At 74.6% G+C, this 15,875-nt stretch carries 10 protein-coding genes; 4 read left to right on the top strand and 6 right to left on the bottom strand.

Annotated features, from left to right (window positions below):
- Positions 1-70 precede the first annotated feature (70 nt).
- Positions 71-1,069 carry a LacI family DNA-binding transcriptional regulator gene (locus ACIA8O_RS16385; protein ID WP_396294494.1) on the bottom strand — a complete coding sequence of 333 codons (999 nt, stop codon included), beginning with the start codon at positions 1,067-1,069 and terminating at the stop codon, positions 71-73.
- 102 nt (positions 1,070-1,171) lie between these two features.
- Positions 1,172-1,753, bottom strand: coding sequence for a DinB family protein (locus ACIA8O_RS16380; protein WP_396294493.1), 582 nt, complete (start codon positions 1,751-1,753; stop codon positions 1,172-1,174).
- 170 nt (positions 1,754-1,923) lie between these two features.
- On the opposite strand from ACIA8O_RS16380, the gene ACIA8O_RS16375 reads away from it, so the two are divergent.
- The 3 genes from ACIA8O_RS16375 to ACIA8O_RS16365 are packed head-to-tail and all read left to right on the top strand — an operon-like array spanning position 1,924 to position 5,118.
- The gene (locus ACIA8O_RS16375; RefSeq protein WP_396294492.1) at positions 1,924-3,048 is read left to right on the top strand and encodes a DegT/DnrJ/EryC1/StrS family aminotransferase; all 1,125 of its coding nucleotides are present in this window, start codon (positions 1,924-1,926) and stop codon (positions 3,046-3,048) included.
- A gap of 9 nt (positions 3,049-3,057) precedes the next feature.
- A complete protein-coding gene (locus tag ACIA8O_RS16370; protein WP_396294491.1) occupies positions 3,058-3,993 on the top strand; it encodes an NAD-dependent epimerase/dehydratase family protein in 936 nt (311 codons plus the stop codon).
- A gap of 24 nt (positions 3,994-4,017) precedes the next feature.
- Entirely contained in the window at positions 4,018-5,118 is a 1,101-nt protein-coding gene (locus ACIA8O_RS16365; RefSeq protein WP_396294489.1) for a hypothetical protein, read from the top strand.
- Here ACIA8O_RS16365 and ACIA8O_RS16360 read toward each other — a convergent pair.
- The 3 genes from ACIA8O_RS16360 to ACIA8O_RS16350 form a co-directional block, all read right to left on the bottom strand.
- Positions 5,109-5,846 (bottom strand): polysaccharide deacetylase family protein, encoded by a 738-nt coding sequence (locus tag ACIA8O_RS16360; RefSeq protein ID WP_396294488.1) that lies wholly within the window; start codon positions 5,844-5,846, stop codon positions 5,109-5,111. The two genes, ACIA8O_RS16365 and ACIA8O_RS16360, sit on opposite strands and share 10 nt — an antisense overlap.
- Entirely contained in the window at positions 5,846-6,622 is a 777-nt protein-coding gene (locus tag ACIA8O_RS16355; RefSeq protein ID WP_396294487.1) for an SDR family NAD(P)-dependent oxidoreductase, read from the bottom strand. The genes ACIA8O_RS16360 and ACIA8O_RS16355 overlap by 1 nt, the downstream gene beginning before the upstream one ends.
- 65 nt (positions 6,623-6,687) lie before the next feature.
- The gene (locus tag ACIA8O_RS16350; RefSeq protein ID WP_396294486.1) at positions 6,688-7,617 is read right to left on the bottom strand and encodes a hypothetical protein; all 930 of its coding nucleotides are present in this window, start codon (positions 7,615-7,617) and stop codon (positions 6,688-6,690) included.
- A 188-nt stretch (positions 7,618-7,805) separates the two neighbouring features.
- Between ACIA8O_RS16350 and ACIA8O_RS16345 the strand changes: the two genes are divergently transcribed.
- Positions 7,806-15,134 carry a LamG-like jellyroll fold domain-containing protein gene (locus ACIA8O_RS16345; protein WP_396294485.1) on the top strand — a complete coding sequence of 2,443 codons (7,329 nt, stop codon included), beginning with the start codon at positions 7,806-7,808 and terminating at the stop codon, positions 15,132-15,134.
- Between the two features lie 66 nt (positions 15,135-15,200).
- Here the strand turns inward: ACIA8O_RS16345 and ACIA8O_RS16340 are convergent, their stop codons facing one another.
- Positions 15,201-15,806 (bottom strand): TetR/AcrR family transcriptional regulator, encoded by a 606-nt coding sequence (locus ACIA8O_RS16340; RefSeq protein WP_396294484.1) that lies wholly within the window; start codon positions 15,804-15,806, stop codon positions 15,201-15,203.
- Between the last annotated feature and the right edge of the window lie 69 nt (positions 15,807-15,875).

The raw sequence follows: 15,875 nt of genomic DNA, 5'->3' as shown, positions 1-15,875 counted from the left end.
AGTATGACCACCGACGATCACGGGCGACCAGCGAATAACCGCCGGAGGGTGGACGGATCCTGAAGCGCCGTCAGGTGGTGGGGGCGGGCCCGGTGGTGGAGCGGACGACCAGTTCGGGGTCGAAGAGGAGTTCGCCGGCGGGGACCTCGCGGCCGCCGACCAGGTCGAGCAGGCTGCGGGAGACGCCGTGGGCCAGGCGTTCGGTGGGCTGGCGGACGGTGGTGAGCGGCGGGTCGGTGAACTCGGTGATCAGGGTGCCGTCGTAGCCGACCACCGAGACCTCCTCCGGGACGGAGCGCCCGAGCCGCCGCACGCCGCGGATGACGCCCAGCGCCATGAAGTCGCTCGCCGCCACGATCGCGGTGGCGCCCAGGCCGAGCAGGGTGCCGGCCGCCGCCTGCCCGCCCTCCACGGTGTAGGACTGACGGATCACCAGGCGCTCGGCGTCGGTGAGGCCGTGACGCGCCATCGCGTCCACGAAACCGCGCACCCGCTGGTCGGCGGGGCGGTTGCCGGTCGGGCCCGAGACCATGCCGATGGCGCGGTGGCCGAGGCGGTGCAGGTGCTCCACGGCCAGCTCGGCCGCCAGGCGGTCGTCGGTGGAGAAGACCGGCACCGGCACGCCGTCGGCGAACTCGCCGTTCACGCCGACGTACGGGATGCGGCGGGTGCGGAGGATCTCGTAGACCTCGGTGTCCGCGTCGTCCAGGGTGTTGGAGGCGGAGAGGAAGACCACGGCGGCGATGCCCTTGTCGATGATCGCCGAGATGTAGTCCCGCTCCTGGACCCCGCCGGGGAAGACCGGGCAGAGCACGGTCTTCAGCCCGTGCGGGGCCAGCGCGGACTCGATCCGCTCGGCGACGTCGGTGAAGAACGGGTTGGACACGTGCTCGGTGAACACGGCCACCAGCTGGCCCTGGACGGCCCGTTCGTAGCCGAGCTCGGCCATCGCCCGCTCGACCGCGTCCCGGGTCCGCTCCGCCACGCCCTGACGGCGGTTGATCACCCGGCTGACCGTCGCCTCGCTGACGCCCGCGCGCCCGGCGATCTCGGTGATCCCGACCTTCATGGGTGGTGCCCCTTCCGGGCCGGGGCCGCCCTGGTGGTGCGGCCGAGATGACTCACGACCTGCAGTACTACCACGGAAGGGCCGCCGGGCGGAGCGGGCGGGTCAGTCCCCGGCGGCCGGCGCGGGCTCCCAGGGCCGGAACCAGGGGTCGGGCCACCGCTCGGCCGCGGCGAGCAGCGGGTACTGGGTGGCGCCGTCGATGCCCTCGCGGATGAGGTCGGCGTGGCCGCCGTGGCGCGCCATCTCCTCGATCAGGTGGAGCAGCACCCAGCGCACCGACCACTCCTCGACCTCGGCGGGGATCCACCGGGTGCCCCGCGGCGCCGGGACGGCGTACCCGAGATCGGGGATCGCGGCGATCACGGCGTCGGTCCGGGCGGCCGCCTCGGCGTGCTCGGCCAGCACCCCGGCCAGGGTCTCGCCGGGGAGGAGGCGGAACTCCTCCGACTCGTCCGCGGGCTGCTCCGGCGCCGGCTCGCGCAGGACCAGGCGGGTCCAGCCGGCCTCGCACCGGGCGGCGTGCTTGATCAGCCCACCGATCGTCAGGTCACCGGCGGAGGACGCCGTGCGGGCCTGATCGTCGGTCAGGCCGTGGGCGGTGACGCGCAGCAGCCGCCGCTGGTGGGCGAGGTAGGTCATCAGTGCGCTGCGCTCGTCGGCGACGGGTGGGGCGATGCCCGACATGGCGGGGTCCTCTCGGTGAATGAAAAGGCTTGCAGCAATTTGCAGCAAGCCTGCGGACGTGGCAAGAGGGTGAACTGGCGTAGCGGTCGCGCGGATCGGGGCGGGTCGGCCGTAGCCTGAGGGCTTATGACCGGTTCGTCCTGTTCGGTCCTGGGCGTCGGAGGTACCGCATGGCCGTGTTCCCCGCCCGCGTGGTGTTCAGCGAGGGTGACCGTGCGGCGGTCGCCGCCGCCGTGACGGAGAGTCTGACCACCGGGGCGCTCACCCTCGGCCCGCACACCGCGCGCTTCGAGGCGGCCTTCGCCGCCGTCCACGAGGCCTCGCACGCCGTCGCGGTGGCCAGCGGCACCGCCGCGCTGGAGATCGCGCTGCGCTGCGTCGGCGTGGCGGGCCGCGAGGTGGTGGTCCCGGCCAACACCTTCTATGCGACCGCCGCCGCCGTGGTGCACGCGGGCGGCACCCCCGTCTTCGCCGACGTCGAGGCCGCGACCTTCGCGCTCGGCCCGGAGAGCGTCGAGGCGGCGCTCTCCGCGGACACCGCCGCCGTGGTGCTGGTCCACATCGGCGGTCTGATCACCCCCCGGGTGGACGAGCTGCGGCAGCTCTGCGAGTCCCGCGGCATCGCCCTGGTCGAGGACGCGGCGCACGCGCACGGCTGCAGCTACCGGGGCCGGCCCGCCGGGTCCTTCGGGGTGGCCGGCGCGTTCTCCTTCTACCCGACCAAGGTGGTCACCAGCGGCGAGGGCGGCATGATCCTCACCGAGTCGGAGGAGCTGCGCGACGAGGCACGGATCCACCGGGACCAGGGCAAGGGCACCTTCGGCGCCAACCTGCACGTGCGGCACGGCTCCTCCTGGCGGCTGAGCGAGCCGAACGCCGCCGTCGGCGAGGTGCACCTGCGCCGGCTCAAGGAGTTCGTCGAGGTCCGCCGCTCGGTGGCGCAGCGCTACACCGCCGCGCTCGCCGGGCTCGACGGACTGGAACCGCTCGCCGAGCCGCCCGGCTGCCGGAGCAACTTCTACAAGTACGTGCTCCTGCTCCCGCCCGGGGTGGACCGCGCCCGCTTCAAGGGCACGCTGCGCGAGCGCTTCGACGTCCGGCTGGCCGGCGAGGTCTACGAGCTGCCGCTGCACCGCCAGCCGGTCTTCGCCGGCCTGGCGCACGGCCCGCTGCCGGTCGCCGAGGACGTCTGCGCCCGGCACGTCTGCCTGCCGGTGCACTCCGACATGACCGACGACGAGGTCGACCAGGTGATCACCGCCGTCACGGCGGTCCACGCCGAGCTGGTGGGGTGAGGGAGCGTCATGCGGGTAGCGGTCACCGGGGGTTGCGGATTCATCGGCGCGCACGTGGTCGAGCGGCTGCTGTCGGCCGGCCACCAGGTCCTGGTGGTGGACACGGTCGCCCGCGGCCTCCCGCCCGCGGCCGAGTTCGCCCGGGTCGACATCCTGGACCAGGACGGCCTGACGGCGGCGTTCGAGGGCAGCGAGGTGGTCTTCCACCTGGCCGCGATGGCCGACGTCGGCCAGGTCGAGGCCGACCCGGTGCGCTCGGTGCGGCTCAACGTCGAGGGCACCACCAGCGTCCTGGAGGCCGCCCGGCGCAGCGGCCTGGCCCGCACCGTGCTGGCCAGCACGGTCTGGGTCTACGGCGCGGCGGCCGGCGAACAGGACGCCGGAGCACCGGAGTTGGAGGAGGACACCCCGATCGACCTGGCCCGCAGCGGCCACCTGTACGTGGCCGGCAAGCTGGCGGCGGAGCTGGTCGCCCACAGCTACCGCGAGCTCTACGGGCAGCACTTCACCGTGCTCCGCTACGGCATCCCGTACGGCCCGCGGATGCGCGACGAGCTGGTGATCGCCCGCTTCGTGCAGGCGGCACTGGCCGGCCGCCCGATCACCATCGCCGGGACGGGCGCGCAGACCCGCAACTTCGTCTACGTCGAGGACCTCGCGGACGCCCACGTCCGGGCCCTCGACTCCGCCGCGCAGGACCAGACCATCGCGCTGGAGGGCAGCACCCCGGTCTCGATCCGGGAGATCGCCGACACCGTCGACCGGCTGCTCGGCCCGGTCACCGTCGAGCGGGTGCCGGCCCGGGCCGCCGACTACGCCTCGCGCCGGATCTCCAACGCCAAGGCCGCGCGCCTGCTGGGCTGGAAGCCCAGCACGCCCTTCGACGAGGGCGTGCGCCGCTACGTCGACTGGTACCGGGCCACCGCCCCGGCCCGGCCCGCATGACCGCCTGACACCGGGAGTCCGCCGTTGCCGCACGCACTGCTCGTCTCCGGATCGCTCGGCCAGGGCCACGACGTGATGGCCCAGGCCTGCGCCGACTCGCTGCACGAACGCGGCTGGACCACCCGCACGGTCGACGCGATGGCCCTGCTCGGCCGCCACGGCTCGGCCGTCGGCGAACGGGTCTTCCGGCGGCTGCTCGACCTGCCCGGCGCCTACGACGCCTTCCACTTCGCGGCACTGCGCCCCGGCGCCAGGATCGCCCTGCTGGCCGAGGCGGCGGCCCGCGCCCGGCTGGTCCCCCGGCTGCGCGAGCTGCTGGACGAGCGGCCGGCCGACCTGGTGGTCTCGGTCTTCGCGACCGCCACCGCCGCCGTCAACGCGCTGCGCCCGAGCCTGCCCGGCACCGTCCACCTGGTGCTCTGCACCGACGTGACGCCGCACCGGCTCTGGGTGCAGGAGGGCACCGACCTGTTCCTGGTCACCTCCGAGGTGGCCGCCTGCGCCGTCCGCCGCTACCGCCCGGAGGCCGCCGTCGCGGTGGTGGCCGCGCCGCTGCGCCCCGGCTTCTACCGGCCGCCGGGGCAGCGGGAGGCACGGGCCGGGCTCGGCGTCCCGGCCGGGGAGCGGTGCGTGCTGCTGATGTCCGGTGCCTGGGGGCTGGGCCCGATCGCCCGCACCGCCCGGGCGCTGGCCGAGGCCGGACCGCACGTGCTCGCGGTGGCCGGGCACAACCGGGAGCTGGAGGCCCGGCTGCGCTCCCTGGCCCGGCGGCAGCCGCGGCTGCACGCCTTCGGCCACACCGACCGCGTCCCGGCCCTGATGGCCGCCGCCGACCTGGTCGTCACCAGTTCCGGCGACACCTGCAGCGAGGCCCGGGCGCTGGGCCGCCGCCTGCTGCTGCTCGACGTGGTGCAGGGCCACGGCCGCGACAACCTCCAGCACGAGCTGGAGCTCGGCCACGCCGACGTCACCTCGGCCGGCCCGCGGGAGGTGGTCCGCAACGCGCTGGCGGCGCTCGGCCGTCCGCTGCCACCGCCCTCGGCCGGGGCCGATCCCGAGGTCTGGCGGGCCGGGTTCGCCGCCGCCCTGGCACGGGTCGGCCTCGCCGACCCCGTTCAGTCGTAAGGGTAGTGACGCTTGATCAGGCCGTGCTCGCGCAGCGGGCCGAGCTCCAGCCCGAGCCGGGAGCAGCGCTCCGCCACCAGCGGCAGGGCGTCCAGGGCGGAGCGCCAGGAGCCGGGCGCGGAGGTGCAGTCCGAGTCGTGCAGCAGCACGGTGGCGCCGCCGTGCAGGCCGGGCCGGAGCGTCCGGTAGACCGAGGCCGGGGTGGCCGCGGCGGTCCAGTCCCGTCCCCAGGCCGTCCAGAGCACCGGGCGGAGCTCCACCTGCCGTGCGGCGAGCAGCAGTCCGGTGGTGAGCACGCCGTACGGGGGCCGGTACCAGAGCGGGCGGCGGCCGCAGAGCTCGGTCACCGCCTCGACGGTGCGCCGGAGTTCACGCGCGTCGCGCGCGGGGGAGGGCCACCACTGCGGGTCGTGGTACCAGCCGTGCACCGCGACCTCGTGGCCGCGGGCGGTCAACTCCCGCCCCAGCGAAGGCCACTGCTCCAGCATGCTGCCGAGGAGGAAGAAGGTGGCGGTGGCCCCCAGCTCGTCCAGCCGGTCCAGGAAGAGCGGGGTGGAGGCCGGGTCGGGGCCGTCGTCGAAGGTGAGCGCCACGTGCCCGGCGGCCCCGTGCCCGGCCAGGCGGCGCAGGAGCAGCCCGCGCACCGGGGCGAGCCGGACGGCCGCCGGTGCCAGGTGCACGGCCTCGGCGGAGGTGGCGGCCAGCAGCGCGGCCCGGCCGGCGCCCATCAGCCGAACCGCGAGTTGAGCCGCTGGAACAGGTGCGGCGCCGTCCCGTGCACCCGGCCGGGCACCCGGAACCAGCCGGGGACGAACAGCTCGTCGCGCCGCCCGACCACCGCGCGGTAGACGGTCTCGGCGACCCGCTCGGGCGGGCTCGGCTTCGGGTGCTCGCGCTGGTACGGGGTGCCCCGGCGGGCGAAGAACGGCGTGTCCACCGGCCCGGGGACCACCACCCGGACGGCCACCCCGCTGCCGCGCAGCTCGTACCGCAGGCTCTCCGCGAACAGGCCCAGGGCCGCCTTGGTGGCGGAGTAGACGGCTTCGTCGCGGACGCCGACCGCGCCCGCGATCGAACCCACCAGGACGATCCGGCCCCGCCCGCGCTCCAGCATGCCGGGGAGCAGCAGGCGGGCGAGGCGGAGCGGGGCCACCAGGTTGAGCTCGACCATGCCGGCCAGCACGTCGACCGGCATCCGGGCGAAGGGGCCGCGCCAGCCGATGCCGGCGTTGGCGACCAGGACGTCGACCCGGCCGTCCACCGCGAGGGCGCGCGCCGCCAGTTGGTCGGGGCCGCCCGGGGCGGTGAGGTCGGCCGGGAGGGCCAGCCCGCCGGTGGCGGCGGCGACCGCGTCGAGGCGGGCGTGGTCCCGGCCGGAGAGCAGCAGACGCCAGCCGGCCGCTGCCAGGCGGGTGGCCGTGGCGGCGCCGAGACCGGACGAAGCGCCGGTCACCAGCGCGACGGCCGGGTCGGAGCGCGGGGCGGGGTGCGGGGAGTCAGCCATGGATCACCGTCCACCGTGTCGGCGGGTGGGGCGGCCGGGGCCGCCGTGCCGGAACCACCACCGTCTCACCGGACCGGCCGCCGCGCCTTTCCGTCGGCCCGCGGCGCCCGCCCGCCGGGCCGGCCGGAGGCGGGGGCGGACGAGGCGGGAGCCGGGGTGGTGGGCGGGTCGTCGGTGCCGACCTCGCCGAAGCGGGCCAGGGCGACGACCCCGGCGACGGAGACCAGGAACCCGGCCGCCGCGAGCCAGCCGAGTCCGGGGCGGGCGTGGTCGCCCAGGGCGAGGACGCCCACCGCACCGGGGCCGACGGTCTCCGACACCCCGGAGGCGGCGGTGGCCGCGGTCACCGAGCCGCGTTGCAGCGCCAGCGCGTAGGCGAGGTAGCCGCCGAGGCCGCCGAGGGCGAGGGCGTAGGCGGCCGGGTCGGTGAGGACGGAGAGCGGCCCGGAGACCTCCAGGACCCGGACGGCGAGGCTGGTCACGCCGAAGCCGACCCCCGCCAGCAGGCCGAGGCCCACCGCCACCCCGTCGCCCTCCCAGCGGGCCAGCACCGCGGTGAGCAGCAGCATCGCCAGGGTGGCCATCAGCAGGGCGAGGTGGAATCCCGGCCCGGCCCGGTCGCGGCCGGTGGCGCCGGAGGCGGCGGCGAGCAGGACCAGGCCGGCCACCACGGCGCCGATGGCCGCCAGGTCGCGCGGCCGCAGCCGGACGCCGAGGTAGCGGACGGCGGCCGCGGCCGTGACGGCGAGGCTGGCGTTGGTCAGGGCCTGGACCAGGAAGAGCGGCAGGGTGCGGAGCGCGACGATGCTGAGGGCGAAGCCCCCGACGTCCAGTGAGGTGCCGAGCAGGAAGGGCCCGTTGCGGGCCAGCCGGGCGGCGAGGCCGGCCCGCAGCGCGGACTCGCGGGGGACGGCCCGGGCGCCGCGCGCCTGGAGGACGGACGCGAAGCCGAAGCAGACGGTCGCGGCCAGTGCGGTGGTGAGCCCGAGGATCATCGCCACCAGTCTCCGTCCGCTCCCCGCCGGACGCAGGCGGAACGGCGAAGTCCGGCCGTCAAGAGTGGAGTTCACGTCGTGTGCGGACCGTGAAATCCGCCATGCAACCCGTCACCGGAAGCGCACGTGCCAGACTGCCGAGGCCCTGTCAGGGGGCTCCGCACGACCAGGTTCGTGGAAGGGGAACAGTGGCACCTCAGGAATCCCTGCTCAAGGTCTACGGGGACCGTTCGTACCGGCACGTGACCATGGCCCGGCACCAGGGCACGACGATCGCCTTCGCGATGGACGCCTCCCGCCGGATCGTCTACTCGGTGCTGGACCTGGCCGGGCCGCCGGTCAAGGGGGACGTGGACAAGGCGTACTGGAGCGACAACCCGGCCGAGCTGGTCTTCCCCCGGGAGCTGGCCGAGGTGGGGTACGCGGTGGTCGGCGCGACGGCGATGCCGACGGTGAAGCGGGGCGGGGCCGAGGCGGCGGCGGGGGAGCGGCCGAGAGCCGGGGAGATCGACCCGCACCTGTCGGGCACCGGGCGGCTGACGGCGGAGGCCCCGTTCCACGTGGTCTCGGACGGCACCTACGTGGTGGTGCTGCGTCAGTCGGTCGGCGAGGCCCATCCGGACGCGGTGTACAAGCTGACCGGCGGCGGCTGTTCCGGGGACGCGTCCCGTACGGACTACGTGCTCAGCGGGGCGAAGAGGGTGCCGCTGGTGCGCGACACCCTGCTGTGCGACCGGTTCCTGCTGGTGGACGGCAAGCTGAAGCCCGTGCCGGAGGTGCGCTACAAGCGCTCCCGGCACGCCACCCGCCCCGAGTCGGCCAAGGACAGCCTGGGCACCGAGGACATGGAGGGCAGGCCGTTCCACGAGCCGACCCAGGAGCTGTCCTTCGTCCGGAACCTGACGCAGGGCCGGTTCGCCGTGGTGCTGGTGCCGACGGCGGTCGCCAACGTGCAGCGCTGGCAGCTGTTCGCCCACAACGACGCCACCGGGCGGATCGACTGCTTCAACGTCGAGCAGGGTGCCCACGGGCTCTTCAACACCCAGGGCACCCGCTTCTACACCAGCCCCGACCCGTCCTACCGGGACGCGGTGTTCGAGCGCTCCCCCGGCAACTGCCCTTTCACCGGGCGGGAGTTGGTGCCGGTCACGGGCAGTGAGGGGCACGCGGAGACCGCGCTGCGCCTGGACGGCACCGGCGCCCACGTCGACCTCGGCGACCCGGCGGCGCTGCGCTTCGGCGGCAAGGCGTACTCGGTCGAGGTCTGGGTCAAGCCGGCCGCCCTGGACGGCCCGGTGATCGGCCGTGGCGGGGAGTACCAACTCGCCGTGGACGCCTCCGGCGCGGTGCGCCTCACCCACGAGGGCGCCCCGTCGCCGCTGGTCTCCACCGAGACCGTCGCGACGGACGTCTACAGCCACGTGGCCGTCACCTTCGACGGCACCACGGCGAAGCTGTACGTCAACGGGAGGCAGTCCGCGAGCGGACCGCTGCCGTTCACCCCGGGCGCCCGGGTGTCCACCCTGGCCGGCAAGCGGGACTCCGGCGGCACGGTGAGCCACTTCGAGGGCGACCTCGACGAGCTCCGGGTGTGGAACCGGGTACGCTCCGCGGCCGAGCTCACCCAGTCCATGAACCACCGTCTGATCGGCAACGAGCCGGGCCTGGTGGCCTACTACCGCTTCGACGAGGGCGCGGGCACCACCACCCACGACCAGACGGACCACGCCCTGCACGGCAAGGTCGAGGGCGGGGCGCAGTGGACCGGCTCGGACGCCCCGGTCGGCGACCACCCCGGGGTGCGGCGCGACAGCTTCGCCCTCAAGGGCCGCTCGGTGGTCTCCGGCATGTCGGCCGTGCTCTACCACCAGCAGGAGAACGTGGTGGCGGGCTACCGCACCGACCCCAAGCCGGCCAAGCGGCAGGCCCGGGTGATGCTGGCCTTCGCCGCCAGGTACGGGCAGGAGCCGTGCCTGGCCACCCTGGACTTCGCGGTGGGCCGCGACGGCCGGCTGGCCCAGGTGCCGGACGTGCTGGACCCGGAAGTGCTCAAGCGGCCGACGAAGGGCCAGGACTCGGAGCGGATCAGTGCCCTGCAGCAGCTGGTCAGGCAGCTGGAGCCGGAAGTCGCCGCACTGCCGCAGGAGATCACCCGGCTGGGCGGCACGGCCGCCCTGCTGGCGGAGCGTCAGGCCGAGCACGACCGGCTGAAGCCCGGCTTCGACGACCTGGAGCGGCGGTACCTCGCCGACAAGGACCTGCCGGGCGCCTACTACCACAGCCTGGAGCTCAAGACCCTCCGGGCGGTCGGCGACTACCGGATGCAGCGGGTCCACGCCATCAAGACCGCCTCCACGGACCGGGGTACGGTGGTCTTCGTCGCCGACAACGGCCCCCGGACGACCTGGCGGCTGGAGCCCGTCGGCGAGAACCACGAGGGCAGGCCGTGCTACTGGCTGGTCGCCGACGACACCGGCCGTGAACTGCGCGCGGTGGCCAACTCCGCGGCGGAGCAGGCCCAGTTCACCACCGCCCCGCGTGAACTGAGGAACCCCTACTCACAGTTCGTGCTGGTCCCCGAGGGCGAGTACGTCCGGGTGGTGAACCGGGGCAGCCGCCTGGCCCTCGGCACGCCCTCGACCAGCCAGCAGGCCCTGGTGCTCCAGTCGAAGGAGTGCCTGACGGCCGATTCGGGCCTGTTCCGGCTGACCCGCCTCGCCATGATGTCGGGGGCGGACGTCCGGTACTTCGCGGCCAAGGAGACGATGGACGCCGCGCGGGCCCTGCTCCAGGAGTCCCGCACCGCCGTCAAGCGGGTCGACGAGCTCCAGCTCGCCCTGGCCGCCAAGAAGGCCGAACTCGCCGACGCCCAGGACCAGTTGGCACGCCTGTCGAACGCCGTCCAAGGGGACGACGACCTCACCCTGCCGATGCCGCTGCTCGCGGTGGACGCCAGTGGCCTGAGCCTGACCGGCGGCCTGCTGGAGTTCGCCCGGGGCACCGACCGGCCCGCCCTGCTGGACAGCGGCACCGGCAACGTCGTGCTCTACTTCCGCGGCGCCAACGAGCAGTTCCTCGCCGTGTACTACGACACCGCCGTGGTCCGCGGTGCCCGGACGCTGGCCGCGGACGGCGGCGTGCTGAGCTTCGTCGCCCGCGACCCCGGCGTCAGCCTGGAGAGCGCCACCATCACGGTCGCCGACGGTGACGCGCCCGGCCGCTGCGACCTGACCGTCACCGTCGGGGCCGACACCGAGACCTGGCGCTCGCTGCCGCGCCGGGCCGACCAGATGACGGCGGCGCTGGCCGGGCACCCCGGCCGTCCGGTGACGGTCGGCGCGGTCGCCCGGGTGACGGGCACCGGTGTGGAGCTCACCGGCGCGACCACCGTCGCCGTCCCGGCCAAGGCCCACCTGCAGATCGGCGGCAGCGGCTACGCCGTGGCCGCCGACGCCCCGGTCGGCTCCAAGACCCTCACGCTCGTGACGGCCGGCACCTCGGTCAGGCCGGGCGACAAGGTCAGCCTGGTCGGCTACGACTGGGGCCGGGCGGAGTCCAGCCGGCCCGGTGTGCTGCTGTCCGCCGGGTCCCGGCTGATCGGGCTGGGCGCGGGCGGCGCCGAGTCGGTGCCCAACGGCACCGCCAAGCCGTCCGTCAGCGGGCGCGGCTGCCGCTGGCGGGCCGAAATGCCGGGCCGGGCCTTCCAGTTCGACGGCAAGGAGCAGTACCTCACGCTGCCCACCGGCAAGCACCAGGGGATCGCCCCGAGCGGCGACCTGACCCTGGAGGCCTGGGTCCACCCCGAGGCCGGGCAGGGCCGGATCGTCCACGCCGCGACGGGCGGGTCCGAGGGCTACTCGCTCTCGCTCGCCCCGGTCGGGCTCCCGGTGCGGCAGTTCACCGGGAGGGACCGGACCGAGCTGACCCCCTCGCTCGACCTCGCCGACCGCGACTTCACCATCGAGCTGTGGGCCAAGCGCAACCAGTCCCGCGCCCGCCGCGAGCCGCTGCTCACCCACGGTGCGCCGGAGGGCCGGCCGGACCGGACCCTGCACCTGCACTTCGAGCCCGACGAGACCTTCGGCTTCGCGCTGTTCGGCGACGACCTGACGACCGCTCAGTCCTACCCGGACCTGGAGTGGCACCACTGGGCCGCAGTCTACAAGCACGCCACCCGCGAGCAGTTGCTCTACCGGGACGGCACCGAAGTCGCCCGGCGCACCTCCCACGCGCCCTACCAGGGCAACGGGCCGCTGGTCCTCGGTCACCAGGCCTTCACCGGCGCCTACCTGGACGGCCAGATCGACGAGGTCCGGGTCTTCGGCCGGGCCCGCACCCAGCGGGAGATATCCGCCGAGCGCCACCACCGGCTCTCCGGCCGCGAGCCCGGCCTGCTGGGCCACTGGACCTCCGAGGGGACGGGCAGCCCGGCCTCGCCGATCAAGGGCTACCAGGTGGTGGCGCGGGTCGGCGACCGGGTGGTGCGCTCCGCGGAGCGCTTCCCCTGCCACGAGTGGGCGCACCTGGCCGCCACCTTCACCCAGTCCTGGGCGCTGCGCCTGGACGGCGCCGAGGGCCTCTCGGTGGCCCCGCAGTCCGCGCTGGACGTGCTGGAGGACCTCACCGTCGAGGCCTTCGTCCGGATCGACAAGCCGGGCACCGCGATGGGCCTGCTGGCCAAGGGCCGGGTGGTCGAGGGCGGCCGCGACGGCGTCCCGTACGAGTTCGGCGTACTGGCCGACGGCAGGCTGGAGTTCGCCTTCGCCGAGGCCGATGGGAAGGCCGTCCGGTTCACCTCCGACCGGGCCGTCACGCCCGGGGTCTTCCAGCGCGTCACGGTGGTCCGCGAGCGCCGCAAGCCCGAGGTGTCCGCGTCCGCCGCCCAGACGGACCCGGGGGCCCAGCCCGGGCAGTCGATCCGCTTCTACCTCGACGGCGGGGCGGCCGGCAGCCACGTGTACACCGGCCCCGGCGCGCAGTCCAACGGCAGCGAGCTGGAGATCGGCCGGGGCTTGCGCGGCGTCCTGGGCGAGGTGCGGCTGTGGAACTCCGCGCGGCCCGCCGTCCGGCTCGGACTGCCGGTCGCCCCGCGCGAGAAGGGGCTGCTGGCCCGCTGGCCGTTCAACGAGAACGCCGGCAACGTCACGCTCGACGTCTCCGGCTCCTTCCCGGCGAAGCTGCGCGGCGCCACCTGGACCCGCGACCCCGACCCCGGCGCCAGCCCCCTGCGGCTGTACCGCAACGGTGAGCTGCTCGCCGAGGGCAAGGCCACCGCGCAGGACGCCGGCGCCTGGGGCGATCCCCAACTCACCCTGGGCGCACGCCTGTCGGGAGGCAGGCCGGACGATTTGCTGGCCGGGACGCTGGAGGAGGTGCGGATCTGGCGCACCGTCAGGACCGGGGAGCAGATCCAGGACAACCTGTTCGCCCGCCTGCGCGGGGACAAGCAGGACCTGCTCGGCTACTGGCCGTTCGACCGGGACTCCACCGCGCCCGGCACCACCTCGGTCCGCGACGAGGGCCTGCGCGGCAACGACCTGGGCTTCTCCGCCAAGCGGCCCCGCATCCTGCTCTCCACCGCACCCGTCTCCACCGACACCGCCCAGGTGCGCTCGGCCCTGGCCGACGTCCGCACGCCCTTCCACGACACCGTCGCCGGCGCCCCCGGGGTCACCGAGTACGCCGACCTCCAGTACGACGCCAAGGGCGAGGCGCTCGGCGTGCTCAAGCGCTGCTACGGCTTCGTCCGGGGCGGCCGCTGGCACCTCGTCACCGGCTACAAGGTCGGCGACCTGACCACCGAGTGGGTCGGCCAGGCCCAGTTCGACCCGCAGCTCATGGGCTACATCGAGGGCGCCCCGCCGGTGCCCTCGGAGAACCTCACCGACAAGGCCGACGGCTACGCCGCCGCCTCCTCGGTGGAGTTCACCGAGGCCGAGCAGGTGGTGCGGAGCCTGTCCTCCAGCAAGACCCGCAGCGTCAACGCCGCCTTCGGCTTCGCGGCGGGCTTCGAGACCGACGCCAGCGTCCTGTCGATCACCGCTCCGCTCGGCGTGGGCATCGCGACCCCGCTCGCCGACGCCCAGTTGAAGGTCGGCCTGACGGGCAAGCTGGAGTTCTCCAACACCTGGAGCGAGGACACCAAGGTCAGCCAGGGCACCAACACCGCCCGCAAGGCCAAGCTGGCCCTGACCGGCCACACCGAGGACGCCGCCAAGGTGCTCAACCCCGCCGTCGGCCGCCGGTACGTGCCCGCCAACACCGGCACGGCGCTGGTGCAGTCCCAGACCGCCGACGTCTTCGCGCTGCGCCTGGCGCACACCGGTGCCCTGGTCGCCTACCGGATGCTGCCCAACCCGGACATCCCGCCGGACTGGAACCTCATCCACTTCCCGATCAACCCCCGCTACACCAAGCAGGGCACCCTGGACGGCACGGTCGGCTTCGACGACCGCGGCAAGGTCACCGACCCCGACTACCCCACCGCCACCGGCTACGGCGAGTACAGCTACTTCAAGCCGCGGGACGCCTACGCGCTCAAGCGCCGGATCACCCGCGACCAGCAACGGCTGCGCGCCTTCTACGATTCGGTCTCGACCGAGACCCACCGCGCGGACCCGACCCAGAAGCAGGCCGAGGCGGTCCTGCGCTCGATGGGCATGTCCGTCGAGCAGCAGGAGACCCGGCGCGGCACCGGCTCCAGCGCCGCCGCCACCGGCTTCTCGCACCGGGACCTGGTCAACACCTACGTCTGGACGGCCCAGGGCGGCTTCTTCGCCGAGACCACCGAGGCCACCGACGCCGTCAGCGAGACGACCTCCGGCTCGTACGAGTTCGGCGGCAGCCTCGGCGGCACCTACGGGGGCAACTTCGGCTTCAAGGGCGTGAACTTCTACGGCCAGCTGGAGGCCTCCGTGGGCGGCGGGTTCAGCGTCACCCGGGCCAAGGGCAAGGACGCCTCCCGCTCCTTCGGCCTCGACGTGCAGTGCGCGCCCTCGGGCGACCTGCAACGCCGGGACGCGGGCGGCAAGCTGGTCTACGACGCGGCGGGCCGGCCGGTGCTGGTGCCGGGCAAGGTGGACGCCTACCGCTTCCTCACCTTCTACCTCGGCGAGACCAGCGCCAACTTCGACGACTTCTACCACAAGGTCGTCGACCCGGCCTGGCTGCAGGGCAGCGACGCCCCCGACGCGGCCGCCCTGCGACAGGCCCGGCAGAGCTCCGCCAAGCCCCCGTGCTGGCGGATCCTGCACCGCGTCACCTACGTCAGCCGGGTGCTGGCGCCCGTCCCGCCGCCCGGCGCGCCGCCGCTGGAGAAGGCGATGCGGGCCGAGAACATCGACAGCAACTACGAGTTGATCCGCCGTCTGGAGCCGTACGTCCGTCCGGCGGCGACCAGCACCGGCGCGCTGGCCGTCGCCACCCGGCAGGTGCTCGCCGCCCAGCTGCCCGAACTCCTGCCGCACGCCGTCGAGATCATCGACTACCTCGGCCGGTACTTCGGCATCGAGAACTGACGCCCCGTCCGGCCCTCCAGCCGTCCGGCCCTCCGGTACCGCCGGAGGGCCGGACGGCCGTCGTGGTCAGGTACCGGTGGTGCGGTCCGGCGCGCAGCCGCGCAGGACGAAGGCGACCACGTCGTCCAGCCCGGCCGCCGCCTCCTCCGGCGGGAGCAGCCCGCCGGCCGCGAGACCGGCGAAGCCGTGCACGGCGGCCAGGGCCGGCAGGCAGAGCCGCTCGGCCGGGCCGGGGCGGACCTCGCCGGTGCGCTGACCCTCCGTCACCAGCTCGGCCGCCCGGAGCAGGCCCCGCTGGGCGGCGGCGGTCAGTGCCTCGGTGGCCTGCGGGTCGTGCTTCACGGCGTACATCAGGTCGAGCAGCTGCGGGTTCGCGGTGGCGAAGCCGACGTAGCCGCGGACCAGGGCGCCGAGCCGGTCGGCGAACGAGGACCCGGGGGCGGCGCCGGTGGTGAGGGCGGTGTCGAGGCGTTCGAAACCCGCCAGGGCGAGGGCGTCGAGCAGGGCCTGCTTGTCCTTGAAGTGGCGGCTCGGGGCGGCGTGGCTGACCTCGAGGTCGCGGGCCAGCTCGCGCAGCGAGAGGGCGGCCGGGCCCTTCTCCCGCAGGACCTGTTCGGCGCGCTCCAGCAGGGCGGCGCGCAGGTCTCCGTGGTGGTAGCGGCGGGGGTGCATGAGCGCACTCTACCCAGCGCCGCCTGCGATGTTGCCATTGACAGCATTGTTGTCGGTGCCTACATTCGA

This window comes from Kitasatospora sp. NPDC051853, assembly GCF_044452665.1.
Lineage (GTDB): Bacteria > Actinomycetota > Actinomycetes > Streptomycetales > Streptomycetaceae > Kitasatospora.
Note: the sequence above shows the minus strand (reverse complement) of the source record. Positions and strands in the feature narration are given on the sequence as shown.